Below are 26,025 nucleotides of genomic sequence, written 5' to 3'. Positions count from 1 at the left end.
GGTAAAAATTGAAACTTTGTAATACATATTAAACTTACAAAAAAACTAGAATTTCACCCATTGACATTTTCTAATGCGAAAAGTATTATAAGTGTCAACGAATCAGAAAATTCAGTACCAAATAGTATCTCACTACATTCATGTAGCAAGAGATTTTTTTTCACTATCAATCCTTAGTAAATTTATACGATTTATATATATTGGGAAGAAGGAGATTCATTTGAAGAATTTATTTGTAAAAACAGAGCGACAACGATATTGGCTAGATCAGCTAGCTGCTTTAGCTGAGCCAATCAAGGCAGAGGCTGTTGAGGTAGATGAGCAATCTCGTTTTCCATTCGAAGCACATCGATTACTTTTACAAATTGGCTATCCTCAACTTACTTTACCGAAACAATATGGCGGAGAAGGGTTATCTGTCTATGATATGGTCCTCATACAAGAGACGCTAGCAAGCTATGACGAAAATGCCTCTCTTTCCCTTGGGTGGACATTAGGCGTTGTCGGTGAAATTTATGAAACTAAACTATGGACTGATGATCTATTAATAACTTTTGCTGAAGAAATAAAGAGAGGGGCCATGATTAATAGAGCTGTTAGTGAAGCGGCAACAGGTAGCCCAACACGAGGAGGGCGGCCAGGGACAAATGCCATTTCTACTAAAGGTGGCTGGCTAATAAATGGGCGCAAGATTTTTACGACTGCATCTCCGGTCCTCGATTATTTCCTTACCTCCGCCTGGATTGAAGAAAAGCAGCAAGTTGGTTTCTTCCTCATTCATAAGGATTCAGCAGGTCTATCCATTGAGGAGAATTGGGAGATGTCTGCAATGCGAGGCACAAGCAGCCACGACCTTGTGTTAAAAGATGTGCTTATTGCAACAGAGCATTTAGTAGAGTTACCAAGTCATCCGAGTGGTGGCAAGATAAATGGCTGGATACTCCATATCCCAGCAACTTACTTAGGCATTGCACAAGCAGCTCGTGATTATGCTATTCATTTTGCTAATCACCATCAACCGAATAGCCTGAATGCGCCAATTAGTACATTGCCAAACGTACAACAGCTTTTAGGGGATATTGAATTAAAGCTCCATCAAGCACGTTTTGTCTTATACGGAGTGGCTGAGGCTTACGATGATCCTGCTAGACGTGGACTAATAACAAATGAAATGGCCGTTGCTAAACATACAGTAACAAACATGGCAATAGATATAGTCGATAAAGCGATGCGTGTAGTGGGGGCGAAAAGCTTGCAACTATCCAATCCATTACAACGTTATTACCGCAATGTTCGTGCAGGGCTTCATAATCCACCGATGGATGATATGACGATTATTAAATTAGCGACTGCCGCTATTGAACAGCAGAAATTATGGGAAAATCAATCATTAAATCACGTGAAAAATAAGGAGAAATGACATATGAAGAAGAATAAGATTTTTCAATTTGCAGCAATTGGTTTGGCTTCTATCGCATTATTAGCAGGTTGTAATTCAGGAGAGTCTGCAGATAAAGATTCGGGTGATGGCGAAAAGGTACGTACAGTAAAAGTAGCCTACGATCAAGCGTCAAAGCCTATTAGTTACATTGACGATAATGGAAATCCAACTGGTTATGATGTAGAAGTAATGAAATTAGTAGATGAATTGTTACCTGATTATCAATTTGAGTATGTAGGTACAACAAGTGATGATTTATTAATTGGTGTGGAGCAAGGGAAATATCAAGTAGGGGTTAAAAACGCATTCTTTACTCAGGAACGTACAGAGAAATTTATTTTCCCGAAGGAATTCTTAGGTTTAAGTAGCGCAGGTTTAGTTTTGCGTAAAGAAGATGAAGGCGTGAAAACATTAGCAGATTTTGCGAAAAAGGGCTATTCTTTAGCACCAATTGCTGCAAATAATGCTCAATATACAATTATCGATGAATATAATACGGCAAATCCAGATAATAAAGTAAAACTTGAGGCTGGTGACGCATTTACTGTTGATGTAGTGCAGTGGGTAAATGAAGGTCGTGTTGATGGTGGTGTCATGATTGAAGGACCATTTAAACAACAAGTACTTGCAGAAGATGGCCCATATTATAACCTAAAAGATGACGTTGTCTATAACGAATTTGCTGTTATAAAAACATGGCCACTGTTCAATAAAAAAGAGCAAGAATTTGCTGACGCTTATGATAAAGCAATAGCTCAGGTTAAAGAACAAAAGAAAACAAATGAATTAAGTACAAAATTCTATGGCCGTGATTTATTTGAAGTACTGGAAAACGTAAATCGTTAGTTTAAATCGGAACGAATAGTTAGGCTGTTGAGTCAGTAATGCTCAGCAGTCTTTATTCATAAAAACAAAAGTTGGTGAGGAAATGGATAAATATTTTGACGCAACCTACATTTGGAACGCAGTCCCAGTGTTATTGCCATTTTTAAAAATTACGTTCTTAGTTGCAGGGTCCTCCATTATCTTAGGTACCCTATTCGGCTTATTGCTGGCGGCAGCTAAGCTATCTTCAGTCAAGTGGCTAACTAAATTCGCCAATCTGTATACAACGATTATGCGTTGTACACCCTCCATTGTTTTGTTATTTCTTGTCTATTATGGCGTCCCAGCATTAGCAGAAAATGTTGGTCTTAATCTCCATTCAATTGAAACGGCCATATTTGTTGTTGTAACCTTCACCTTACAATTCGCGGCAATCATGTCTGAGGTGATACGGTCTGCCTACTTAGCCATTCCAAAAGGGCAGTTTGAAGCAGCCGTTAGTGTAGGGCTAACACCATTCCAAGCCTATCGTCGAATTATTTTTCCACAGGCACTGGTTGTTGCTTTACCAAACTTTGGAAATGGCATGATTGCTTTATTACAAGAAGGTGCACTCGCTTATACTATTGGTCTAATTGATATTGTAGGTAAGGCAAATCTAATTATAGCAAGTAACATCAATGCTCATGCCTTAGAAATTTATATTGCATTGGCTATCATTTATTGGGTGTTATCTATTATTATAGAAAAAATATTTACTATATTAGAAAAGGTATTTGGCAAGGGTAAGAAGACCCTAGAAACAACTTAAGGAGGCGTGAAGGTGAATTATCAATTTTTACTTGAAACATTTTTCGTAGCTTTGTCTGGTGTTCCTATCGCGCTTCTAGTCACAGGTGTTGCTTTGGTGATAGCTTTGCCACTGGGGTTTTTGCTAGCACTAACTAGGATCAATAAAATTCCAGTTATCCATCACCTAGCGAAGATTTATGTTTCTTTTGTTCGAGGAACGCCGATTATAATACAAATTTTCATTATCTATAGCAGTATACCGTTAATGTTAAAAATTATTTTTGAAAAATATCATATTGCGTATGATATTTATAAAATCAATCCAATTTGGTATGCGTTTATTGTATTTGCATTCAGCTCAACAGCCATTTTAATTGAGGTCTTTCGATCGGCGTTAAGTACCATTGAAAAGGGGCAACTAGAGGCTGCAAACTCAGTAGGTTTGTCAACATTCCAAGCGTATACTCGCATCATCATTCCACAGGCATTAGTAGTGGCATTGCCGAATATTTGCACAGCTACTGTTAATCTCATTAAAGCTACATCGCTAGGCTACGCAATGTCGCTTCCTGAAATTACACTGAAGGCAAAAGTAGCGGCAAACGTTGGCTACAATTATGTAGAGGCCTATTTGGATATCTTTATTGTGTACTTAATTTTATGTAGTACGGTTGAATACTTGTTTAAGCGTTATGAAAAATATTTAAGCAAATACAAAATGGCAAATGTCTAAGGGGTGAACGAGCATGTTAGAAATTAAAAATATTCATAAATCATTTGGTGGCAATGAAATTTTAAAGGGTGTTGATTTAGCTATTGATAAAGGGGATGTTGTTGTTATTTTAGGCCCCAGTGGCTCAGGAAAAACAACATTATTACGTTGTATCAATTTTTTAGAGAAGGCTGATCAAGGCCATGCGACATTTGGTGATATTCAGGTTGATTTTCAACATGTAAAGAAAAAAGACGTGCATGCAATTCGCCAACGTGTCGCATTTGTCTTTCAAAACTATAATCTATTCACTAATAAAACGGCATTAGAGAATGTAACAGAAGGGTTAATCATTGGACGTAAAATTCCTAAAGCACAGGCTGTGGAAATTGGTAAAAAGGCACTTGATAAAGTAGGTTTATCAGACAAATATGATGCCTATCCGAGTCAGTTGTCAGGAGGTCAACAGCAACGTGTTGGTATTGCACGAGCTGTTGCTTTGAATCCTGATATTATTTTATTTGATGAACCAACGTCCGCACTTGACCCTGAATTGGTAGGTGAGGTTCTACAGGTCATGAAAAATATTGCAGCGGAGGGTACAACAATGCTTGTAGTAACACATGAAATGGGCTTTGCCAAAGATGTTGCCAATCGCGTAATTTTCATGGATGGAGGAGTGGTTGTAGAGGAAGGTAGCCCTCATGATATTTTCGTCAGCCCAAAAGAGGAGCGAACGAAGAAATTTTTAAAACGTGTCATTCCAGAAGACTATACGTTCTATATATAAAACAGCAATAGAACAGGAGAATCTGTTATTTACAGATTCTCCTGTTACCTATTATTGAAGGAAATACGTTAATTTATTAATGGAATAAATGTGCAGCTCATGCATAGCTCTCGTACACGCCGTATAGAAATAGTACCGTTCGCTTTCTCTTGAGTAATTAGCTGCAGATGCATTATAGATGATGACCGCATCAAATTCGATGCCTTTTGCCATATAAGCTGGAAGTAATAAAATACCCTTTTTAAACTGCTTTGTATGATGATTGATCAATTGAATATCTACTCGATTGTTTAATTGCTTGTAAACAGCAGAGCACTCGGCTGCAGTTTTACAGATGACAGCAATTGTTTCGAATTCAACAGATAAATGGTTGATGTTTTGAATAATTTGATCCATTAATTCCACTTCATTTGGCACAATAGTAATCGATGGTTCGGGGCCAGTTCGATTAAAAGCTTCTACTTCACTACCGTCATTTAAAATTTTGGAAGTGAGTTGTATGATTTGCTTTGTCGAACGATAGCTTTTTGTTAATATCATTTTTTCTGCCTGCTCACCATATAATGGAGTGTCCAGTAGAGAAGGATTACTAAAGGTATGTGGATGAATCGTTTGATGGCCATCACCTAAAATGGTCATACGTGCTTTTGGGAATAACTGCTGTAATACAGTAAGTTGGAATGGTGAATAATCCTGTGCTTCATCAATTAATACATGACGGATCATCCTATTGGTCTGTTGTCCTTCAATTTTGTCCTGTAAGTATAAAAATGGTGCAGCATCCTCATAGGCAATCAAACGCTTTGCTAAATTAGGGAGTGTTTGTAGACAAATGTCCTCCCAGTTGTCTGGCTTAAGGTGTTGTAAAACCTTGTTAATAGAACTATTCAAATCAAAGAGCTGTCGATATGTACCCAACATATGGACAAACTTTAACTGGTGAACGGAGTTACGTAATGGTTTAAAGTGTTTTTTGACAATTTGTCTTGCTAATTTATAGCGTTCTTGATCAAAATCATCAAATGAATTTTCAGTATAACGCCCCTCATATAAAAGTTCACTATATGATTTGGAGTAGTCTTCTTTATCTAATAGCTCAGTAGCTTCTTCTACCCACTCCTTTGTACGCTCAGCCTTTTCCAATTTCGTTAGCCGTTGCAATAACCATTCTTTTACTAATTGTAGACGATCTGGTATCGACATAGTAGAAGGGAAAGAATAGAAGTATTCGGAAATCTCCTGTGCAGTAATAATACGTTCACCGCGAAAAACGATATTTTTAAATAACAAGCCTTTATCAGATAAATAACGAACATACTGATCCAGCAAATGTTTAAAAGTGAGGCTCGCTTTAAATGAAATGATGCTTAATTTTGTTTGATACTGAGCATCATCTTTTTCTATTAACAGATCTTCAAGTTGCTCATAAGGATATTCCAATTGAAACTGTTTACCTAATCGCTTTTCAGCATATTCTATAAACGTTAACTGCTGCATATTATCTTCACCTAAATCAGGTAAGACTGAATGAACATATTGATTAAAAAGTTGATTAGGTGTAATTAGCAATATTTGATCGGCTGTCATTTCATCACGATAACGGTAAAGAAGATAAGCTACCCGCTGTAAGGCTACAGCTGTTTTGCCACTACCTGCAACGCCTTCGACAATAAGATAGCGTGAATTTACATGGCGAATAATTTTATTTTGCTCTGCTTGGATTGTCGCAACAATACTACGAATATGCTCATTTGCATTTTGGGCAAGGATATCGAGCAATAGGTCATCACCAATTGTAAGGCCTGTATTAAACATGGATTGTAGTTGACCATTTTTAATGATAAATTGCCGTTTTAACAGCATTTCTCCATGAATTTCTTCACCTAATGTTTCGTAGGATGCATCACCAGGTGTGTAATCATAATACATACTCGATATAGGCGCTCGCCAATCAAAAATGACGATATTTTCATCCTGTTTATCTAATAATGTGGCTACACCGATATAAATTTTTAAAGGGTCTTGTTGCCCATCTTGTAAAAAGTCAATACGAGCAAAATAGGGTGACTGTTGTAAACGTTCATATACCTTTACATTACGAATTGCACGTTCCTGTGCAAGCTCTGAGTCAGATAAAAGCTCTGCCTGCTGCTTAATTGCAAAAAAGGTTTCGTCTACATCCTCAGCGGTATCTAGATTGACTCTCACATCGTTCCAAAAGGATTTCTTTAAGACAACAGCATTTTCTTTAAAGCCTTTTTCTTTATGCTCTAACTCTTTTATTTTATGAACAATAATGTTTAAAGAATCCTCAAGGTGATGCTTTTCTTCCAGCCATTCTTTTTGATTTTCCAACGTTTACTCACATTCCTCTCCATAGTTATTTGCTTCCTTTGACAGTAACCCTCACCTCAATAGATGGTGAGAAGAAGGTAATTGTGATGCTATTTTAATTGTTTGTCCAACCACCAATTAGAATATAGTGAAAGTATCCAAATGCAGGTGATATGGGGGGATTGAAGCAGGAAATTTATCATACATCTACTTCGGAAAGAAGTATAGTCTAGAAATTATTGTAAATTTATGATACAATAAATGTGTAAGGTAATAAGATATTGATATACAGAGACTGCTCTACAAAAAGGTGGAGCCGTCTTTTTTATATGTAATATTGCTTCATATTATGACTGATTATAATAAATTGTTATTAAAAATAAGTGAATGAAATGCTATAGAGACACTAAAGAATGTGGCATGTCATACGATATAGAAACTTGAAGGGAGGTGAAAAGAATGAAGGTAATCTTTACAGTGGGGTTGCCGGGTAGTGGAAAAAGTACATTTGTGAAACAGTTAGCTAAAAATGAAAATGCAATTGTCCTATCAAGCGACGCTATACGCCAGGAGTTATTTGGAGATTCAACGAAGCAAAAATCACGTATAGTCTTTCGTACGTTATATGAACGTCTTAATGATTTAGTGGCAAAAGGATTTTCTGTCATTGTGGATGCAACCAATATTGAACGAGAGCGCAGGATGTTTGCACTTCGTAAAATACCAAGTACAGTGCTAAAGGTATGTTATTACTTTGATACACCTTATTCAATCTGTGTAGCCAGAAACCAGCAAAGGAAAAGGCATGTACCATTAATCGTGATGGAAAAAATGAGAAAGCATTTAGAATTCCCAACACTAGGAGAAGGATTTAATGAATTGCATATTGTCCATGAATCAAGTCCCTATGATCTTTCTCGACAACAGTTTATTTCACTCATACAAGGCCACCCCACCTATGAAGAGCTTTTTCAAACACTTCAAGCAGTCCCACTTTTCAAAGAAATTTATCAATTCGATCAAGAAAATCCATTCCATCAATTTTTGCTATGTCAGCATACGTATTTTGTGTACGCGTATATCAATGAGTACTACTTAGAAAGCGATAAACTAGCTCTACAAATAGCTGCATTGTTTCATGATGTCGGTAAACCATTTTGTAAAAAATATAAACCTTTGCAACAGCGTTATGGTTATTTTGGACATGAAAATGTATCTGCTCAACTGGTTTGCCATTTTCTATTAGAGTTGGGCTTTGAAAAGGAACTTGTATTAAAGGTTGTTCATTTAGTGCAATATCATATGTTAATCCAGTATGGGGGAGATAGAGGGGGAAGCCAAATTTATCATTTATTAGACGGTGATTTATTAACAAGGCTTTATTTTTTCCGTGAGGCAGATCAATTTGCCAAATAGACATTAGGAAAGGGAGGTGAAAATATGACGAAATTCATGAAATACCCAAGAAGTTTTCATTTACCGTGGAGCAGAGGCTACACCGATGATGATAAAGTTGCTAGAAATGTGAATCATTTTATTGGAAAAGAGGTTGTTGTCACTGAAAAGTTAGATGGAGAAGGGACAACACTTTACAGAGACTATATGCATGCTAGAAGTATTCATTCAGCCAACCATCCTACAAGACATTGGGTAAAAACATTTCACGCGAATTTTGCGTATCGGATTCCAAAGGACTGGCGCTTATGTGGTGAAAATGTTTATGCCAAGCATTCTATTTATTATCAAGGATTAACAAGCTATTTCTACTTGTTTAGTATTTGGAACGAAGAAAATATTTGTTTGAGCTGGGATGAAACCGTTGCCTTTGCTGCAGAGTTAGGTATAGAAACAGTGCCTGTTTTATACCGAGGAATTTTTGACGAAGAACAGATAAAACGTACATTCACTGGAAAATCATTCTTTGAAGGGGAACAAGAGGGGTATGTCATTAGAAATACTAGCTCATTCCATTACGAAGATTTCCGCTATAATTTAGGAAAGTTTGTGAGACCGAAACATGTTCAAACAAGTGAGCATTGGCTAAGAGAAGAAATTATTCCAAATAAATTAAAATCCTAACCAATTAAGAAAAGAAGGGACTGAGCACAATGTAATACTATAGCAAGCATTCAACAATCATCTATTACGAGGTAGGTGCATGGAGTGCATATCCCTTTCCAATGGGACTACGGGTTCGATTCCTGTTATCCTCGCCATAAAAAAATGAACTCTCTTCTTGAGGACGAGAGTTCATTTTTGTTTGTTTATTTAGTGTAATTATCGAAGTAGCCTTGAATGTAAATCATTGGTGTTCCTTTGTCACCCGAACCAGATGTAAGGTCAGATAAGGAACCGATAAGGTCTGTTAATCGACGAGGCGTTGTTCCTTGTGCAGCCATTTGACCTGTTAAATCTTCATCTTTATTTTGAATGTATTCAGAAATAGCAGCCTTTAGTTCTTCACCTCGAAGGTCTGCAAAATCATTGTCCGCTAAATATTTCAATTTAACCTCGTTCGGTGTTCCATGTAATCCAGCGGTAAATGCCGGGGATACAACAGGATCTGCAAGCTCCCAAATTTTACCCACAGGATCTTTGAATGCGCCGTCACCATAAATCATAACTTCTACTGTTTTTCCTGTAGCTTCTTTAATTTTTGCTTGGATTCCATCAACAATTGGTTGGCAAGTATGTGGGAATAATTTAACACTATCCTCTGTTGCTTTGTTCGAGCCAAGTAGACCGTACTCAGCATTGAAACCAGAGCCATTAATTGATTCAGCTAAAATATTATCAAGGCTGTAAACCTTTTCAGCACCGTTCGCTGTTAGAATACGTTTTGTGCGGAAGCGTGAATGAATATCACACGTTAAGATACTCTTTGTGTAATTTAAAATTGTTTTTGGATTATTTGAGAAGATGACCTCACACGTAGCCCCTTCTGCTTCAATTAACTCTTTATAGTATTCAATATAATCTACACCAGTAAATGTGTGTTTTTTATAGCCAAAATGCTCGCGGAATTCAACCTCATTGAGTGTATCCATCCATGGGTTAATGCCTTTTACATCGAGCTCATCAATATCTACAAGGTGATTACCCACTTCATCAGATGGGTAGCTTAGCATTAATACTACCTTTTTTACACCTTTAGCAATGCCTCGTAAACAATTGGCGAAGCGGTTTCGACTTAATATGGGGAAAATAACCCCTACCGTATCATCACCAAACTTAGCCGCTACATCTATGGCAATATCATCAATCGTAGCATAGTTTCCTTGTGCACGTGCCACGACAGATTCAGTTACTGTCACAATATCACGATCCTCGATTGCATATCCTTCAATATGTGCTGCATTTAACACTGTATCTACAACAATTTGTTCAATATTATCGCCTTCATTAATAATAGGACCACGAAGACCTCTTACAACTGTACCGATTACACGTTCCAATTTAATCTCTCCTCATTCTATCTAGCGTAAAGTGATATAAAATCCATATGATTTTACTATAAGGCTCGTTAATGATATAAGTAAAATTAATAGTTCATATAATAGCTATAAGAGGTGCTTATATGATAGGGAAATTAGATTTATATCGTGTTTTTAGTGTTGTAGCAAAAAATAATAGCTTTTCTAGTGCAGCAAAAGATTTATATATGACACAGCCAGCTGTTAGTCAGGCAATGATGCAATTAGAAAATGAGCTTGGCACACGTCTTTTTAATCGAACACCTAAAGGTGTGACATTAACAACAGAAGGCAGCCTACTTTTTGAATATACTAATTCTGCCTTAGGACTTTTAGATGCTGGTGAAGAAAAGTTACTTGAATTCAAAAATTTAACAACAGGGCAATTAAAAATAGGGGTAGGAGATACGATCTCACGTTTCTTTTTAATGCCTTATTTAGAAGCATTCCATACAATGTATCCGAATATTAAATTGCAAATGCTAAATGGAACAACCTCTGAAATTTGTAATTTTATTAAATCAGGTGAAGTAGATATAGGATTTTGTAATTTTCCAATAGAAGATTCAACATTACAGTTAACGGTATGTACAGATATTCAGGATATTTTTGTCTGTGGGGAAAAATATAAAACACTTTCATCTAAAAGTTTAAGCTATGAGGATCTTTTAAAATTTCCTCTTATCTTTCTAGAGAAAAAATCGAATTCAAGGAAGTATGTGGAAGATTATCTTTTTACAAGAGGCGTTCACATAGAGCCAGAGTTTGAGCTAGGCTCACATGATTTGGTACTCGAGTTTGCGCGTAGTAACCTTGGCATTGCATGTGTAACAAAGGAATTTTCAAAGGACTATCTTCAACGAGGTCTTCTTTATGAATTAACTTTAATGGAAAGTATTCCTACGAGAAGCATTGGTATGTGTTATTTGCAGTCAGTACCTCTTTCTAGAGCTGCAATGAAATTTGTTGAAATCATCGAAAATAAACATTTTAATACGAGAAGAACCATAAAAAGAGCTTAGCGACGAGATAAGGCCGCTATGCTTTTTTTATTAAGATATCAATCAGTATGTCGACATTGCGTTTATTTTTCATGGTTGGTGAGCAAAGATAAGAAAATGTTCGCATAAAATGCTGTCCTTCAAGGGGCAGAATAGTCATATCCCCATTTTTTAATTCACGTTCTATCACACAGGCAGACAATAAGGAAAGACCAAGTCCCTGCATAACGCTCTCCTTCACGCCCTGATTACTGCTAATAGTCAAAAGCGATTGAATCTGTAAACCATTTGCTCTGAATAAATGATCCAGATAATAACGTGTTCCAGAGCCTTCTTCACGCGCAACCCAGCTTTGTTGCTGGAGTTTATCAGCAGTCAGAGATTGTTGCTTTGTAAGAGGATGATTACTGTCGCTAACAATAAATAACTCATCTTGCATAAATGGCTTAATGACTAGTTCATTATCATGAGCCTGTCCTTCAATTAGACCAATATCGACTTGCAGTAATTTTGTATATTGAATGATTTCTTTTGTATTGCCAATAATAATTTGAAGTTCAAGTTGTGGGAATTGTTGCTGTAAGCTTGCAATGATTGGAGGTAATATATATTCGCCAATTGTAAAGCTTGCCCCAATGACTAGCGTACCTTGTACTTCTTGGTGATAGGCAGCGATATCTTCTTTTGCAGCTTCAGCTATCGCCATGATTTGCTTTGCTCGTTTATAAAGAATTTCACCAGTTGGTGTAATTTGCACCGATTTTGGGGAGCGAATAAATAAGGTTGTTTGTAATTCTTGCTCTAGATTCTTAATGTGTAAGCTAACACTTGGTTGTGAAATATGAAGTATTTCAGAGGTCTTTGTAAAATTATTGATCTCAACCAGTGTGATAAATGTTTTTAAAGCATCCAATTGCATATCTTCACCTCTATTATTAGAAATATTAATAATAATGATTATATATATGTATTTTACTAATAGTGCACTCTTTATTAAAGTAATAATCAACAAGGGAGAAAGAAGTGAACATCATGGTTAATAGACAACATAAATTAAAATCCACCCTTAATCCAAATTTCTTGAAGGGGATATTATTAACGCTTCTTATTGCTTTAGTAGCGAAATATATTGCCACATTTCCTTTCCTATCAATATTGGGACAGTTGATTATTGCCATTATATTAGGGATGACCTGGCGAGCAGCATTTAAAGTACAAGATTCTTGGCAAGTAGGTATTTCATTTTCTAGCAAGAAGCTATTACGCTTTGGTATTATTTTATTGGGTATGCGCTTAAATTTGGCAGATATTTATCATGCGGGAGCTAACGTTTTTTTTATTGCAGTCATTAATTTGCTATTTGCATTAATTGTTGTGTACGGCCTAACAAAAATATTTAAAGTCGAACAAAAGCTAGGGATATTAACAGCTTGCGGGACTGCCATTTGCGGAGCTGCTGCAGTAGTGGCAATTGCACCTCAAATTAAAGCAAATGAAAAGGAAACGGCGGTAGGGGCAGCGATTGTTGCGTTATTGGGGACTATATTTACACTTATTTATACGGTACTCTATTCCATCATCGATTTAACACCTACTGCGTATGGTATTTTCGCAGGGGGGACATTACATGAAATTGCTCATGTAATTGCAGCTGCATCAGCTGGTGGAAATGAAGCAATTGATATAGCCGTCATTGTGAAATTAACACGTGTGGCCCTGCTCGTACCTGTAGCGATTGTTATTGGTATTTTCTATCGAAGAATGGACAAAAGTGAAGAGAAAAAAGCATTTTCTTTATCCATCATACCGTGGTTTATTTTAGGATTTTTAGCGATGAGTGCTATAAACTCCTTAGGGATTATACCAGCGAATGTATCGCAAGTATTAGTAGATACTGCTTATATCTTAATTGCTATGGCAATGGCAGGTCTAGGACTAAATGTTGAGATGAAAACGTTTAAGGAGCTAGGTGTAAAGGCATTTATTGCAGGTTTAATTGGCTCAGTCTGTCTATCCGTGCTGGGCTATATACTAGTCATTCTTTTATATTGATTTAATCAGTGTTTGTTATACCAAGAAAAAAGACCCTGCATGATCGTTCAACATGCAGGGCTTTTTAGATAGAATCAGAAGATAATGTATAAGTAATTTAATCGTCGTTTACTAATTTAAAGCTTCTATAGAAGAAGCTAATTCCGCCACCACTATTTTGCTGCCGATAATTGGACTGTCAGCCTTTTCTCCCTCAGAACCCGAATTTGGGCGTTGATGGGCTGCAGCAAATGCATCGCTATTACGCCATGCTTGGAAATGCTCCTTAGATTCCCAATACATATTAACACTCATTTCGTCATAAGTAGGATCATCAGTTGAAATTAATACCTCTACTTTATGAAAGCCTTCAAACTGTTGCAGAGGACCTGGCTTTGTAAAATTTGGTGCCATTCTCGCAGCAAAACCGGGTTTTACTTGAATACGATTAGTTACAATAATCATGCTTTTACCCCCCTTAATTTCATTTACTAGGTTTTTGAATGAATTATCAGTGATTATCATTCGCACTCAATGATAAGTGGCTGAGGAAGACATTGTCAATAGATGTCCTCTATATAATCTGTGCTAGTAGTTAATGGGTAATGGATAGGCTGACATTTAACTGACATAATCCAGTGCTATAATGAACATAAGAGTGAACTAGTAGCGAGGTGATTGACTTTGGCAAACATTCTAGTAATAGAGGATGAATATCCAATAAGCCAGGTTTTAAAGGTTTATTTACAAAAAGTGGGTTATAGTGTGACACAATGTTTCAATGGTGGTCAAGCCTTGGTCATGTTTCGTGAAACACAGCCAGATCTAGTGTTGCTAGATATTATGTTGCCAGAAAAAAATGGTTGGTCCATTTTAAAAGAAATAAGAGAACGAAGTACTTGCCCAGTTATCATGTTAACAGCATTAGGTGAGGTTAATTACCGTCTAAAGGGGTTTGATCATGGGGCAGATGATTATATTGCCAAGCCTTTTATCGCAGATGAAGTTGTTGCAAGAGTGAGGGCTGTTTTAAGACGTGCTGTAGGTAGTCCTGAGTCAGCTACTAGTAAGCAGTATGGATCTCTAGTGATTGATTGTAAAGCGCATAAAGTGTGTTTGCATGGAGAAGAGATTGTATTAACGCCAAGAGATTTATCAGTGCTCATGTTTTTAGCTGATCACCCTAATCAAACATTTACCCGTGATCAGCTTATAGATCAAGTTTGGGGATGGGAGTATGAGGGTAGTGATCGTGCTGTAGATTTAGCTATAAAGAGGCTTAGGAAGGCTTTAAAAGAATGGGATGAGGCGGAAGGAGAAATAAAGACACTACGTGGATTGGGGTATCAGCTAAGTGTTCAAAAAAAATAAGCGAATATCCTTACTTCAATATTGGACGAGCCGATATTTACTGACACTCTTTATAGGCTTAGCTATTGTATCTTTGATCTCAGCAGCGTGGATTCGTCATACAACATTTGAAAACCGATTAGAATTAATGGAGTTTTTAGCAGACGAGACGGTCTATCGTTTAACGGATACACCAAATCCTAATAATGGACCTATAAATGGTATTCCAGGTTTCATAGGGGATCGTCAGCGTTTTAATATGAAAGAGATCGATCCGATTTTGTATGTTGTAGATACAGAGGGAAATATACTGACAAGCAACCGTCCAGTACCGCCTGATAGTGCCAAAAATGTAGCTGGCTTGTTGGATGGAAAAGAAGGTACTAAGGAAATAAAGGATGGACTTGAACCTGAATATGTAGTGAAAAGAAAGATAGAAAATAATCATGAGTTATTGGGTTGGGCCCTGGTGATGGAGAAGAAGGAGAATTTAACAAGAGTTAACCAAGCATATGGACAGCTTGCCATATTAATTGGAGCATTAGCATTATTAGGCTGGATCGCTATTTACTTTCTGTCAAAGCGTTTGGCCCATCCCATTAAACAAGTAGCAGAGGCTGCCAAGCATGTACAAGAAGGCAATTATGCAATTGATTTGCCTCAAGATAGTAAGGAAGAGGAGGTCTATGAGCTTGTTTCCTCCTTTAAAAATATGGCAAATAAATTAGAACAGCTGGAGAAAACTCGAACGGAATTACTAGCAGGTGTCACCCATGAATTGAAAACACCTGTCACCTCTATAAGTGGTTTATTACAGGCTGTAAGAGATGGTGTTGTAACGGGACAGGATGCTATGGAATTCATTGAAATGGCTATGGTCGAAACGACAAAAATGAAAACAATGGTTGGTGACTTACTTGCCTTTAACCATTTTGCTGTCGATGCTATCCCTGTGCAGATAGAGTCAGTTGATGTTAATCAGCTACTACGAGAGGCGGTGGCACAGTGGGAAGTAATACAGGAAGATGAACATGTAAAAGTTCATTTACATTTGTTGGAACACCCTGCATTGGTACAGGTAGATATTGTTCGTATCCAACAAATCATTACAAACCTATTAACCAATGCTAAACAGGCGATGGACAAAGGAACAATAACCTTGACGGTGATAGATCAAGCGGAGACTCTGTCAGTGTTGGTGAAGGACACAGGACAAGGAATCCCTCTAGAGGATCAGGCATTTATTTTTGAGCGCTTTTATAGAGGAGAAAATAAAAAATATACTGTTCGCGGCTTGGGTTTAGGATTACCACTTAGTAAAATGATGGCCCAATCCGTAGGGGGCGATTTGCGGTTAATTGAAAGCAATCCCTCTGGAACACATTTTGAATTAGTATTGCAAAAGGCTACTGCGCTATAAGAGCGCAGTAGCCTTTTTATGTTGGTTTAATCCGTCTCCCAGAAAACTGCTTTGTATTGTAAAAGAGAGTTGAAGAATTTGTAAAGCTGACATCTGCCTGACATAAAAGCCCTTTATAGTAAACGATGTAGACGGGAAATGAACATAGGGACGAGCATCATTGAAGGTTTGTCAGTCTGACACTAATACAAGTAGGGAGAGTGATGAGATGCCAATAATTACTTCATTTAATCCAAATGGTCGCCAAGAAATAAAACAAGCGATCTCCTATCCAGATTATGCATTATTAAAAGCCAAGCTTCAGCATGTTATGCAGCGAGATCAACATGCTGGCTTAGACGGTAAATATTTGATTCGTAGTACGTACTTCGATAATTTTGCCAATAAAGTGTTAAATGAGAAAAAGGAGGGCTTTATTAATCGAGATAAATATCGAGTACGCATATACGGCAAATCGAGTGATGTTATTAATCTTGAGCGGAAGAGTAAACGTAACAATGTAACCTTTAAAACAAAATGTTCAATATCTCAAGCTGAGTATGAAAAACTACGTATTGGCGAGATAGCCTGGATGGAGAATGATGATCGAGCGCTAATTCGAGATTTATATCTCGAGATGAATTACAACCATTTGCGACCTACTACGGTAGTGGATTACGAACGAGAAGCCTATGTCTATCCGTTTGGCAATGTGCGTGTGACATTTGATAGTAAGGTGCAATCGAGTCTACGCAACACTGATATGTTTAATCAAAACTTGCCTATGGTCGATGTACTGGAGCCGAATCTTGTAATTTTAGAGGTAAAGTACGATGAGTATCTACCAGACATCATCAAGTATTTACTACAGTCAGTAGATACTCGTGCTGAGGCCTATTCAAAATATCAACTTAGTCGTATGTACGGCTAATAATAAAGGAGAATGAACAATGGATACAATTAAATTTAGTGATATTTTTAAATCCAACTTTTTAGAAAAAACAACCTCATTTTCATTAATCGATTCAATTATTGGTTTAGTAGTCGCGTTTTTTATTGGGCTTTTCATTTATGCTGTTTATAAGAAGACCTTTAATGGAGTCATTTACTCCCATTCATTCAATATCTCACTACTTATAATGACAATGGCAACAGCACTAGTGATTATGGGAATCAGTTCAAATGTTCTGCTGTCACTTGGTATGGTTGGTGCTTTATCTATTGTACGTTTCCGTACACCTATTAAGGATCCAATGGATTTAGTCTATATTTTCTGGGCAATTGTTTCAGGTATTTTATGTGGTGCTGGCTTTATTCCATTAGTCATTATTGGTGCTGTTTTAATCGGACTTGTATTGCTCATATTCGTTAATAAAATAACGGTAGAAAATCCGTATTTACTGATTGTAAAGTTTGAAGAAGAGTTGGCTAATGCTGAAATTGAGCGAATTATTGCTGCGCAAACAAAAAAATTCGCTCTCAAATCGAAATCCATTATGCAACAGAATGAAATCGAAACAACTTATGAAATTCGTGTAAAACAAAATGATGCAAAACTGATGGATGAACTAACAAAGGTAGCTGGTGTAAAATCAGCCATTATGCTGAGCTATGATGGGAATTTCACAGCGTAATGACCTCAATAATAAATAGAACTACGTTGAGAGGTGACGGCTATGATTAAAACCCGAATTGTCTATCTGTGCATGGCAATTTTACTCCTTCACTTTGTCGTGATATATGCTGTACTTCCGAATGTAGGCATTGAAACGAAAAAATCTGAGTTCTCATATGAGAATATAGTGTTTAATAGCAATAAAGTAACCACTGTAGATATCGAGATAGCTGAGGAAGATTGGGCAGATCTGCTGGAAAATGCTTCTGCTGAAGAATTAAAACAAGCAGATATTACAGTAAATGGAAAGAAAATTGAGAATGTTGCTATTCGTACTAAGGGCAATCTATCATTACGATCGGTTGTCAATAGTGACTCAGATCGCTATAGCTTAAAAATTGATTTTGATTATTATGATGATACACAAAGCTTATATGGCTTAAAAAAATTAAATTTAAACAATAATTATAGTGACTCTACATTAATGAGAGAGTATATCTCTTATGAATTGATGGAGCAAATGGGTTTACCAACACCGGCACACTCCTATATGTATGTGACAGTGAATGGTGAGGAGCGGGGTTTGTTTTTAGGGGTAGAAGCTGTGGATGAGACATTCCTGGCTAATTATTACGGCTCTAATGATGGCTTTTTATTTAAGCCAGATGGGATAGGCAGCGATTTAAAATATATTAGCGACGATATCGAAGACTATACAGGCATTGGATTAAAAACTAATGAAGGTAATATTGAACAATCAAAGTTTGTTGAAATGCTAGATGCTATTAATAATGGCGGAAACATAGAAAAGTATATCGATGTCGATGAAATGTTACGTTATTTTGCTGTCAACACAGCACTTGTGAATTTAGATAGTTATCAAGGGAATATGAAACATAACTATTATTTATATGAACAGAACGGTGTATTTTCTATTATTCCTTGGGATTACAACATGTCCTTTGGTGGCTTTGGGGCTGGAGGTGGTAGAATAGCAGGAGGAAACAGCGGAAATCAAGCTGACGCTACTACTAATAAGGAAAAACCAGTGGCACAAAACAATGGACAACCCGATCAAACTGTTGATGGGGATAAGCAACAACGAGATGGCGGCTTTGATATGGGAATGGGCATGTCGGGCAATTTATTAAATGATAGTGCTATTAATTTTAGTGTAACAACCCCTGTTTCCGGCACAACATTAGAGGAGCGGCCACTCCTAAATGCATTGCTTGCTAATGAAGAATACCGTGCCAAATATGAAGAGTATCTAGAAGAGCTAGCGTCCACTTATTTAACAGAAGATTATGTGCAAACTATTACTAAAAAGTTAGCTGTGCTATTAACTACTTATGTGGAGGCAGATCCAACCAAGTTCTCTACTACGGAGCAATTTTTAGAAGCAGTTGAAGGTGAAAATAGCTTGCCGGAATTTGCCAAAAGGCGCTCGGAATCTATATTAAAGCAACTGTCTGGGGAGCTTGTAGTGGAAGCATCTACGTCTTCTCAGGGCAATATGGGTATGCCAATGCCAAGTGAAAATGGTGAAATGAATTCGATGCCAGATGAATTTGATCCAAGTCAGCTACCAGAGGACTTTGACCCATCAAAGAGTCCACCTTTTAATAGAGAGGGTGGAGGTCCGAGAGATGGACAAAATGGAGAACAAATGCAACCTCCTGATGGAAATGGAGCCCCAATGGGAATGCCTGGTGCGAATAGTGAAGCTGCAAATCACGGGCCTGTTATTGATAAAAATACAGTGTTTACAGCCATTACATGTCTAGTGCTACTCCTTCTTGCACTTCTCTTTGTTGTTAAATTTAAACGTAGAGGTCGTTAGAAAATAACCATATCCAATATCTTTGGGTATGGTTTTTGCTTTTTATCTGTTAAAATAAAGCATTCTTTTCTGAGGAGTCCTTTCATATGAATGAACAGCAATTTGATAAACATTTGCATATAAACACGGTGGGAGAGCAATATGGCTTTCCTAAGCTTGCACACTATCATCGTTATGAGCCAACACCCTACAGTGGATTGGAGCAATTATTCGCTACGTATCAGATGCCTGAATATCCAGTATTTATTGATATGGGGTGCGGGAAAGGACGAGTTCCTATTTTTGTGCACCATAAGTTTCATATACCAACCATTGGGATAGAGATGGATGCGGGTTTTTATACGGAGGCTGAAGAAAATAAACGTAATTATCTTCAAAAAATGAAAGCACATGCCCCTATTAAGTTTATTCATACAATAGCCGAATCATATGAAATAAAGTCACGTGATAATGTGTTTTTCTTTTTTAATCCCTTTTCCATCCATATTTTTCGCACAGTCATTCATAATATTTGGAAATCCTATGAGCAGCGCATGCGGGATATTCATATAATTTTATATTATCCGCCTTACGATTATTTACAATTTTTACATCATGGAACACCATTTGAGTTGCTTCATGAAGTTCATTTAGAAAATGAAACAAATATTAATGAGCGCATTTGTGTGTTTGAATTAAAAAAAGCTTAGAGTATGGGGAAGCCCACTCTAAGCTTTTCCCATTTGCAGTACAGGTATCAGCAATTAGTTACTCGTAGACCCTATGATTATTTTCAGGGAAATAATTGTAATAGATGAAGGGGGTCTTTCAATCAACTAGAATTTATTTTGAAAAAACAATTTCATCTGATAGTTTTGTACTAGTCTATAGTTTGAATTAAAAGATAATTCACAAATAACTAATTATACTGAAAAATCACTCTAGACTAAATATAAAGAATGTTTTACAATGAAAAAGGCTTATATGAATAATATTTTCTTTTGTTTTTAGATAGTTATAAATAATTATTTTGGCTATTGAGTAAATGAATTTAATTGTTTATAATTATCAGAAATATCTAATATTTGAGAAATTTTCAGGGGGAATTTAATTATGAGAGAGAGCAAAAAGCTTAAGAAGTTCGGTTCACTTTTAGTAGCATCTTCATTACTTGCTGGTGTTCTTGCTGGTTGCGGTAACGGAGACGATTCAAGTTCTGGCGGAGGCTCATCATCAGGCGGAGGCTCATCTGATGGCGATACAATTAAAATTGGTGCCAACTTAGAGCTTTCAGGGAATGTAGCATCTTATGGTTCCTCTATTGGGCTAGGTGCAGAACTGGCTGTAAAAGAAATTAATGATGCTGGCGGTATTGATGGTAAGAAAATTGAACTGATTAAAGTAGATAATAAATCAGAGAACTCTGAAGCAACTTCAGCTGCTATTAAACTAGCAACGCAGGATAAAGTAGTAGCAATGCTAGCACCTGCGACTTCAGGTAATACAGTAGCTACTGTTCAAATTGCAAATGATAATAAAATTCCTATTGTTACGGGTTCTGGTACAGCACCGAATATCACGGTAAATGAGGATGGCAGTGTTAATGAATATGCTTTCCGTACATGCTTTATTGACCCATTCCAGGGGATTGTAGCAGCTAATTTTGCTTCAGGTGAGCTAGATGCGAAAAATGTAGCTATTTTTGCAGATAATGCATCAGACTATGCAAAAGGTTTAGCAAAATCCTTTAAAGAAACGATTACGAAGAGTGGCGGAAAAGTTGTAAAAGAAGAAGCTTATGTAGCGAAGGATACAGACTTCCGTACACAATTAACAAATATTAAAGCAGCAAATCCAGACTTTATCTTTATCCCTGGATACTATGAAGAAGTAGGTTTGATTGTTAAACAAGCACGCGAAATGGGCATTGATGTACCTCTGATGGGTGCTGATGGTTGGGATTCTCCAACTTTAATTGAATTAGCTGGCGCGGATGCATTGAATAACACATTCATCACAAACCACTATTCTGCTGAGGACCCAGATCAAAAAATTCAAGATTTCGTAAAGGCATTTAAAGCGGCAAATGGTGACAAAGCGCCTGACGCATTCAACGCACTTGGTTATGACACAATTTACTACATTGCTGATGCAATTAAACGTGCAGGCTCTACAGATGGGGAAGCAATTAAAAATGAATTAGCTGCAACAAAAGATCTTTCTTTAGTAACAGGTACTTTCTCAGTTGACGAAAATCATAACCCAATTAAAACAGCAACAGTTCTTGAATTTAAAGACGGTAAACAAGTGTTCAACTCTAAAGTTAATCCTTAATGTTTTGTAAGCAAGGGGGAGGCGGGTAAACACGCCTTCCTTTTTTGTGTGTTAGATAACTAGAATCGTAGAGCAAAACATAACTTTTAGTATCGATCTATGTACTTATTTTTCAATTTTCAGAAAATTTAAAGGAGTGAATGCGCATGGAATGGATACAGCAACTTGTGAACGGTATTTCACTTGGAAGTATCTACGCGTTAATAGCGTTAGGGTATACGATGGTATACGGTATTATCAAGCTGATTAACTTTGCTCATGGTGATGTCTTCATGATTGGGTCATTTATTGGCTTTTACGCTATTGCTAAATGGGAGCTTGGTTTCTTCCCAGCATTATTATTGGCGATGTTAGTTTGTGCAATTTTTGGTGTATTAATTGAACGTATTGCCTATAAACGTTTACGAAATGCGACACGTATCGCAGCTTTAATTACAGCGATAGGTGTATCGCTATTAATTGAATATACAACAATTTTCTTCAGAGGTGCTCAACCGGCAGCATATCCTGAAGTTTTCAAAAATAAATCACTAGATATTTTTGGCGTTCAAATCAGCAGTACTTCCATCTTAATTTTATCAGTCGCAGTTGTACTGATGATTCTTTTACAATTCATCGTACATAAAACAAAAATCGGTAAAGCGATGCGTGCTGTTTCCCACGATGCAGATGCAGCTCGCTTAATGGGTATTAACGTTGACAATACAATCTCTGCAACGTTTGCGATTGGTTCAGCTTTAGCTGGTGCAGCAGGTGTTATCTTTGGGGTTTATTATACAAAAATTGACCCGTTAATGGGTGTTATTCCTGGGGTTAAAGCATTTATCGCAGCTGTTCTTGGTGGTATTGGTATCATCCCAGGCGCTATGGTTGGTGGTATGTTACTAGGTGTTGTAGAGTCCTTAGTAAGTGCACTTGGCTTCTCGTTATGGCGTGATGCTGCGGCATTCGTTATTTTAATTTTAATCTTAATCTTCAGACCATCGGGTATCTTTGGTAAAAACGCCCGTGAGAAAGTGTAGGTGAGCGGTTTTATGAAAAAGTCTAAAGTTTTCTGGGGCTATGCCGTAATAGCGCTAGTCATCTATGCAGTTGTACAATTGTTGATTACAACAGAAGTAATTGATTTGTACTATAAAAATATGTTGATCACAATGTGTATTAACATCATGTTGGCTGTCAGCTTGCATATTGTTATTGGTGTTACTGGACAGTTTTCAATTGGGCATGCTGGGTTCCTTGCAGTTGGAGCATATGTATCCGCTATTATTACAACAAAGCTAATGTTACCATTCCCATTGGCCATCTTATTAGGGGCTGCTGCAGCAGCAGTTGCTGGTTTAATCGTAGGGATTCCAACGCTTCGTTTAAAAGGGGATTACTTAGCGATTGCTACACTAGGATTTGCAGAGATTATTCGTATTATCTTTTTAAATACGGATTATGTTGGTGGCGCAGCAGGGATGCAGGTTAAATATTTATCGAACTGGACATACGCATTCTTTGGCGTAGTGTTAACGATTCTAGTTATCTCAAACTTTACAAATTCTCGTCATGGGCGTGCGTGTATTTCCATTCGAGAAGATGAAATAGCAGCAGATGCGATGGGTATTAACACAACTTACTATAAAGTTGTTGCATTTGCGATTGGGTCTTTCTTCGCAGGTCTAGCAGGAGCCATTTTTGCACATAACTTTTACATTATTCAACCGACAACATTCGGTTTCTTAAAATCATTTGATATTTTAATTTACGTTGTACTTGGTGGTTTAGGAAGTCTTTCTGGTTCAGTGATTGCTGCGATTTTCCTAACAGTCGTGTCTACTTATCTAGCAAACTTCCCAGAAACACGTATGATTATCTACAGTTTAGTATTAATTATCGTGATGCTTTATCGTCCAACAGGCTTAATGGGAACGAAAGAGATAACACAATTATTTAAGTTTGGTAAAAAGGGAGGTACGAAATAATGACTGGAAACCTTCTTATCAATGTTGAAAATATGGGTATTCAATTTGGTGGTTTAAAGGCAGTACAGGGCGTTAATATGTACCTTAACCAAGGCGAGTTGGTAGGACTTATTGGGCCAAACGGAGCTGGGAAAACAACTAGCTTTAATATGTTAACAGGGGTATATACACCTACGGAAGGTACAATTACTTTTAATGGTCTGAAACTGAATGGACTTGCACCCTATCAGGTTACACAGAAAGGGATCAGCCGTACGTTCCAAAATATTCGATTATTTAAAGAGCTATCTGTTCTTGACAATGTAAAGGTAGCCAATCATTCACTTGCAAAGCATTCTATGTGGGCTTCTATATTTCGTTTACCTACACATTTCAAAGGTGAGGCCGAAATGGAGCAACAGTCAATTGAGTTCTTAAAAATCTTTGGCTTAGATGTTTATAAAGATGAGCTAGCTAAGAATTTGCCATACGGGATGCAACGTCGTTTAGAGATTGCTCGTGCGTTAGCGGCAAATCCCAAACTACTCTTATTGGATGAACCAGCAGCAGGGATGAACCCACAAGAAACTCACGATTTAATGGAGCTAATTGCATTTATTCGTAAAGAGTTCGGCTTAACAATATTGCTGATTGAGCATGATATGAGCTTAGTTATGGGTATTTGTGAGCGTATTTACGTACTTGATCACGGACAATTAATCGCTGACGGGACACCAGAAGAAATTCGCAACAATCCAAAGGTAATAGAAGCGTACCTTGGAGAGGAGGTTATCGGCTAATGCTAAAAGTACAAAATATCGATGTTTATTATGGCAACATCCAAGCATTAAAGGGCCTCTCTTTAGAAGTAAACGAGGGTGAAATTGTAACGTTAATCGGTGCAAACGGTGCTGGAAAAAGCACGCTCTTAAAGACATTGTCAGGTTTATTAAAGCCAAAAGGTGGCATTATTGAATACGAAGGCTTTTCGATAGCTGGGAAAGCAGCACAAACTATTGTTAAATCAGGGATTTCACACGTTCCAGAAGGACGCCGTGTTTTTGCTAATATGTCAGTTGAGGAAAACTTAGAGCTTGGTGCGTATCTGCGTAATGATAAAGCAGGTATTAAGAAAGATATGGATCATGTTTTCGAGTTATTTCCACGATTATTAGAGCGCCGAAAACAGCAGTCAGGTACATTGTCTGGTGGGGAACAGCAGATGCTGGCGATGGGGCGTGCCTTAATGGCAAAACCAAAACTGTTATTAATGGATGAGCCTTCGATGGGTCTTGCACCGTTGATGGTGAAAAATATCTTCAATATTATTGAGCAGGTTAATAAAGAAGGAACAACCGTATTACTTGTAGAGCAAAATGCTAATATGGCATTATCTGTCGCTAACCGTGCATATGTACTTGAAACAGGGCGTATTGTTTTATCTGGTTCAGCAAAAGAGCTACAAGAGAGCGAGCAAGTAAAGGCAGCTTATTTAGGCGGATTATAAAAATGTAGGACATCTCATGTTGAGATGTCCTTTTTGGCTTGCGTGATGAAGGAAAATCAGAGGTAGCATTTCCACTTTACTTTTTGGTAAGGTTGAAAAAAGGAGTGATGCTTTTTGAAGTATTCAGCACAATATTTTATTGAACATTTAAAGTTAGCCGAACATCCTGAAGGGGGCTATTACATTTCATCGTTTCGTGCATCGGACGATATAGCAGTGAGAGATGTACAGAGACCGATTTATACTAGTATATATTTCCTTCTGCGCTCACAGGATATTTCACATTTACATCGCCTACAATCGGACGAGCTATGGTATTATCACGCAGGAAGCCCACTAACAGTTCATATGATTTTCCCAGATGGGACATATGAAGCGAAGAAGCTTGGCTTGAATATAGAAGCAGGGGAAGTCCCTCAGCTTGCAGTACCAAAGCATACAATTTTCGGCTCGTCGGTGGAGGAATCGGATACATTTAGTTTAGTCGGATGTATGGTGGCGCCAGGCTTTGACTTTGAGGATTTTGAATTGTTTACACAGGAAGAGCTTTTAGCAGATTATCCTCAGCACAAGGAAGTTATTCATAAAATGGCCTACAAAACAATTGAATAGAAAAACAGCCGTCTCAATTATTTTGAGACGGCATGATT

25 protein-coding genes are annotated in these 26,025 nt (G+C 37.3%); 21 read left to right on the top strand and 4 right to left on the bottom strand.

All coding sequences use genetic code 11. The annotated features are described in order from the left end of the window. Positions 1-220 precede the first annotated feature (220 nt). The 5 genes from PSR12_RS23325 (at position 221) to PSR12_RS23305 (ending at position 4,560) form a co-directional block, all read left to right on the top strand. Positions 221-1,420 (top strand): acyl-CoA dehydrogenase family protein, encoded by a 1,200-nt coding sequence (locus PSR12_RS23325; RefSeq protein ID WP_274771011.1) that lies wholly within the window; start codon positions 221-223, stop codon positions 1,418-1,420. A gap of 3 nt (positions 1,421-1,423) precedes the next feature. After that, positions 1,424-2,287 (top strand): transporter substrate-binding domain-containing protein, encoded by an 864-nt coding sequence (locus tag PSR12_RS23320; protein WP_048395478.1) that lies wholly within the window; start codon positions 1,424-1,426, stop codon positions 2,285-2,287. Between the two features lie 82 nt (positions 2,288-2,369). Continuing rightward, positions 2,370-3,077 carry an amino acid ABC transporter permease gene (locus PSR12_RS23315; protein ID WP_221682411.1) on the top strand — a complete coding sequence of 236 codons (708 nt, stop codon included), beginning with the start codon at positions 2,370-2,372 and terminating at the stop codon, positions 3,075-3,077. 12 nt (positions 3,078-3,089) lie between these two features. Continuing rightward, positions 3,090-3,791 (top strand): amino acid ABC transporter permease, encoded by a 702-nt coding sequence (locus PSR12_RS23310; protein ID WP_274771008.1) that lies wholly within the window; start codon positions 3,090-3,092, stop codon positions 3,789-3,791. 13 nt (positions 3,792-3,804) lie between these two features. Continuing rightward, positions 3,805-4,560 carry an amino acid ABC transporter ATP-binding protein gene (locus PSR12_RS23305; RefSeq protein ID WP_048395482.1) on the top strand — a complete coding sequence of 252 codons (756 nt, stop codon included), beginning with the start codon at positions 3,805-3,807 and terminating at the stop codon, positions 4,558-4,560. Positions 4,561-4,611: 51 nt separating this feature from the next. On the opposite strand, the gene helD is transcribed toward PSR12_RS23305, so the two are convergent. Then, complete coding sequence (gene helD / locus PSR12_RS23300) at positions 4,612-6,915, bottom strand: RNA polymerase recycling motor HelD (RefSeq protein ID WP_274771006.1); 2,304 nt, start codon at positions 6,913-6,915, stop codon at positions 4,612-4,614. A 438-nt stretch (positions 6,916-7,353) separates the two neighbouring features. On the opposite strand from helD, the gene PSR12_RS23295 reads away from it, so the two are divergent. Both PSR12_RS23295 and PSR12_RS23290 read left to right on the top strand, forming a co-directional pair. Then, a complete protein-coding gene (locus tag PSR12_RS23295) occupies positions 7,354-8,310 on the top strand; it encodes an AAA family ATPase (RefSeq protein ID WP_221682408.1) in 957 nt (318 codons plus the stop codon). Positions 8,311-8,334: 24 nt separating this feature from the next. Beyond that, positions 8,335-8,973: an RNA ligase family protein gene (locus PSR12_RS23290; protein WP_221682407.1), complete on the top strand. Its 639-nt coding sequence runs from the start codon at positions 8,335-8,337 to the stop codon at positions 8,971-8,973. A gap of 185 nt (positions 8,974-9,158) precedes the next feature. Here PSR12_RS23290 and PSR12_RS23285 read toward each other — a convergent pair whose 3' ends face one another. Further along, positions 9,159-10,349, bottom strand: a complete 1,191-nt coding sequence (locus PSR12_RS23285; protein ID WP_274771003.1) for a coenzyme F420-0:L-glutamate ligase — start codon at positions 10,347-10,349, stop codon at positions 9,159-9,161. Positions 10,350-10,471: 122 nt separating this feature from the next. Between PSR12_RS23285 and PSR12_RS23280 the strand changes: the two genes are divergently transcribed. Continuing rightward, positions 10,472-11,389, top strand: coding sequence for a LysR family transcriptional regulator (locus PSR12_RS23280; RefSeq protein ID WP_221682406.1), 918 nt, complete (start codon positions 10,472-10,474; stop codon positions 11,387-11,389). A gap of 16 nt (positions 11,390-11,405) precedes the next feature. Here PSR12_RS23280 and PSR12_RS23275 read toward each other — a convergent pair whose 3' ends face one another. After that, positions 11,406-12,287: a LysR family transcriptional regulator gene (locus PSR12_RS23275; protein ID WP_221682405.1), complete on the bottom strand. Its 882-nt coding sequence runs from the start codon at positions 12,285-12,287 to the stop codon at positions 11,406-11,408. A 113-nt stretch (positions 12,288-12,400) separates the two neighbouring features. On the opposite strand from PSR12_RS23275, the gene PSR12_RS23270 reads away from it, so the two are divergent. Further along, positions 12,401-13,420 carry a YeiH family protein gene (locus tag PSR12_RS23270; protein WP_274771001.1) on the top strand — a complete coding sequence of 340 codons (1,020 nt, stop codon included), beginning with the start codon at positions 12,401-12,403 and terminating at the stop codon, positions 13,418-13,420. Between the two features lie 111 nt (positions 13,421-13,531). On the opposite strand, the gene PSR12_RS23265 is transcribed toward PSR12_RS23270, so the two are convergent. Continuing rightward, positions 13,532-13,864 (bottom strand): heme oxygenase, encoded by a 333-nt coding sequence (locus PSR12_RS23265; protein ID WP_048395499.1) that lies wholly within the window; start codon positions 13,862-13,864, stop codon positions 13,532-13,534. A gap of 219 nt (positions 13,865-14,083) precedes the next feature. Between PSR12_RS23265 and PSR12_RS23260 the strand changes: the two genes are divergently transcribed. The 12 genes from PSR12_RS23260 (at position 14,084) to PSR12_RS23205 (ending at position 25,987) form a co-directional block, all read left to right on the top strand. Then, positions 14,084-14,770 (top strand): response regulator transcription factor, encoded by a 687-nt coding sequence (locus tag PSR12_RS23260; RefSeq protein WP_257520832.1) that lies wholly within the window; start codon positions 14,084-14,086, stop codon positions 14,768-14,770. Beyond that, a complete protein-coding gene (locus tag PSR12_RS23255; protein WP_257520831.1) occupies positions 14,754-16,169 on the top strand; it encodes a sensor histidine kinase in 1,416 nt (471 codons plus the stop codon). The genes PSR12_RS23260 and PSR12_RS23255 overlap by 17 nt, the downstream gene beginning before the upstream one ends. 208 nt (positions 16,170-16,377) lie before the next feature. Then, positions 16,378-17,079, top strand: a complete 702-nt coding sequence (locus PSR12_RS23250) for a polyphosphate polymerase domain-containing protein (RefSeq protein ID WP_257520830.1) — start codon at positions 16,378-16,380, stop codon at positions 17,077-17,079. Between the two features lie 19 nt (positions 17,080-17,098). Further along, positions 17,099-17,782, top strand: a complete 684-nt coding sequence (locus PSR12_RS23245; protein WP_131521792.1) for a DUF4956 domain-containing protein — start codon at positions 17,099-17,101, stop codon at positions 17,780-17,782. 42 nt (positions 17,783-17,824) lie between these two features. Further along, the gene (locus tag PSR12_RS23240; RefSeq protein WP_221682400.1) at positions 17,825-19,606 is read left to right on the top strand and encodes a CotH kinase family protein; all 1,782 of its coding nucleotides are present in this window, start codon (positions 17,825-17,827) and stop codon (positions 19,604-19,606) included. Positions 19,607-19,692: 86 nt separating this feature from the next. Continuing rightward, complete coding sequence (locus PSR12_RS23235; RefSeq protein WP_221682399.1) at positions 19,693-20,295, top strand: class I SAM-dependent methyltransferase; 603 nt, start codon at positions 19,693-19,695, stop codon at positions 20,293-20,295. 403 nt (positions 20,296-20,698) lie between these two features. Continuing rightward, positions 20,699-21,919, top strand: a complete 1,221-nt coding sequence (locus PSR12_RS23230) for an ABC transporter substrate-binding protein (RefSeq protein ID WP_016992165.1) — start codon at positions 20,699-20,701, stop codon at positions 21,917-21,919. A gap of 146 nt (positions 21,920-22,065) precedes the next feature. Next, the gene (locus PSR12_RS23225) at positions 22,066-22,941 is read left to right on the top strand and encodes a branched-chain amino acid ABC transporter permease (RefSeq protein ID WP_016992164.1); all 876 of its coding nucleotides are present in this window, start codon (positions 22,066-22,068) and stop codon (positions 22,939-22,941) included. 12 nt (positions 22,942-22,953) lie between these two features. After that, entirely contained in the window at positions 22,954-23,889 is a 936-nt protein-coding gene (locus PSR12_RS23220) for a branched-chain amino acid ABC transporter permease (protein ID WP_048395511.1), read from the top strand. Next, positions 23,889-24,668, top strand: coding sequence for an ABC transporter ATP-binding protein (locus tag PSR12_RS23215; RefSeq protein ID WP_048395513.1), 780 nt, complete (start codon positions 23,889-23,891; stop codon positions 24,666-24,668). Before PSR12_RS23220 ends, PSR12_RS23215 begins: the two co-directional genes overlap by 1 nt. Beyond that, the gene (locus PSR12_RS23210; protein WP_004233555.1) at positions 24,668-25,375 is read left to right on the top strand and encodes an ABC transporter ATP-binding protein; all 708 of its coding nucleotides are present in this window, start codon (positions 24,668-24,670) and stop codon (positions 25,373-25,375) included. Before PSR12_RS23215 ends, PSR12_RS23210 begins: the two co-directional genes overlap by 1 nt. Positions 25,376-25,489: 114 nt before the next feature. Then, entirely contained in the window at positions 25,490-25,987 is a 498-nt protein-coding gene (locus PSR12_RS23205) for a cupin domain-containing protein (protein WP_202342475.1), read from the top strand. Positions 25,988-26,025: the final 38 nt, after the last annotated feature.

Origin of the sequence: Lysinibacillus sp. G01H, from assembly GCF_028872195.1 — a bacterium.
Lineage (GTDB): Bacteria > Bacillota > Bacilli > Bacillales_A > Planococcaceae > Lysinibacillus > Lysinibacillus capsici.
Note: the sequence above shows the minus strand (reverse complement) of the source record. Positions and strands in the feature narration are given on the sequence as shown.

What these genes read in the sequence shown, in the direction of transcription:
- PSR12_RS23275 (WP_221682405.1), bottom strand. Translation starts at nt 12,287, where the DNA reads ATGCAATTGGATGCTTTAAAAACATTTATCACACTGGTTGAGATCAAT.
- PSR12_RS23220 (WP_048395511.1), top strand. Translation starts at nt 22,954, where the DNA reads ATGAAAAAGTCTAAAGTTTTCTGGGGCTATGCCGTAATAGCGCTAGTC.
- PSR12_RS23320 (WP_048395478.1), top strand. Translation starts at nt 1,424, where the DNA reads ATGAAGAAGAATAAGATTTTTCAATTTGCAGCAATTGGTTTGGCTTCT.
- PSR12_RS23290 (WP_221682407.1), top strand. Translation starts at nt 8,335, where the DNA reads ATGACGAAATTCATGAAATACCCAAGAAGTTTTCATTTACCGTGGAGC.
- PSR12_RS23210 (WP_004233555.1), top strand. Translation starts at nt 24,668, where the DNA reads ATGCTAAAAGTACAAAATATCGATGTTTATTATGGCAACATCCAAGCA.
- PSR12_RS23265 (WP_048395499.1), bottom strand. Translation starts at nt 13,864, where the DNA reads ATGATTATTGTAACTAATCGTATTCAAGTAAAACCCGGTTTTGCTGCG.
- PSR12_RS23305 (WP_048395482.1), top strand. Translation starts at nt 3,805, where the DNA reads ATGTTAGAAATTAAAAATATTCATAAATCATTTGGTGGCAATGAAATT.
- PSR12_RS23245 (WP_131521792.1), top strand. Translation starts at nt 17,099, where the DNA reads ATGGATACAATTAAATTTAGTGATATTTTTAAATCCAACTTTTTAGAA.
- PSR12_RS23315 (WP_221682411.1), top strand. Translation starts at nt 2,370, where the DNA reads ATGGATAAATATTTTGACGCAACCTACATTTGGAACGCAGTCCCAGTG.
- PSR12_RS23280 (WP_221682406.1), top strand. Translation starts at nt 10,472, where the DNA reads ATGATAGGGAAATTAGATTTATATCGTGTTTTTAGTGTTGTAGCAAAA.
- PSR12_RS23295 (WP_221682408.1), top strand. Translation starts at nt 7,354, where the DNA reads ATGAAGGTAATCTTTACAGTGGGGTTGCCGGGTAGTGGAAAAAGTACA.
- PSR12_RS23240 (WP_221682400.1), top strand. Translation starts at nt 17,825, where the DNA reads ATGATTAAAACCCGAATTGTCTATCTGTGCATGGCAATTTTACTCCTT.
- PSR12_RS23270 (WP_274771001.1), top strand. Translation starts at nt 12,401, where the DNA reads ATGGTTAATAGACAACATAAATTAAAATCCACCCTTAATCCAAATTTC.
- PSR12_RS23225 (WP_016992164.1), top strand. Translation starts at nt 22,066, where the DNA reads ATGGAATGGATACAGCAACTTGTGAACGGTATTTCACTTGGAAGTATC.
- PSR12_RS23215 (WP_048395513.1), top strand. Translation starts at nt 23,889, where the DNA reads ATGACTGGAAACCTTCTTATCAATGTTGAAAATATGGGTATTCAATTT.
- PSR12_RS23235 (WP_221682399.1), top strand. Translation starts at nt 19,693, where the DNA reads ATGAATGAACAGCAATTTGATAAACATTTGCATATAAACACGGTGGGA.
- PSR12_RS23250 (WP_257520830.1), top strand. Translation starts at nt 16,378, where the DNA reads ATGCCAATAATTACTTCATTTAATCCAAATGGTCGCCAAGAAATAAAA.
- PSR12_RS23230 (WP_016992165.1), top strand. Translation starts at nt 20,699, where the DNA reads ATGAGAGAGAGCAAAAAGCTTAAGAAGTTCGGTTCACTTTTAGTAGCA.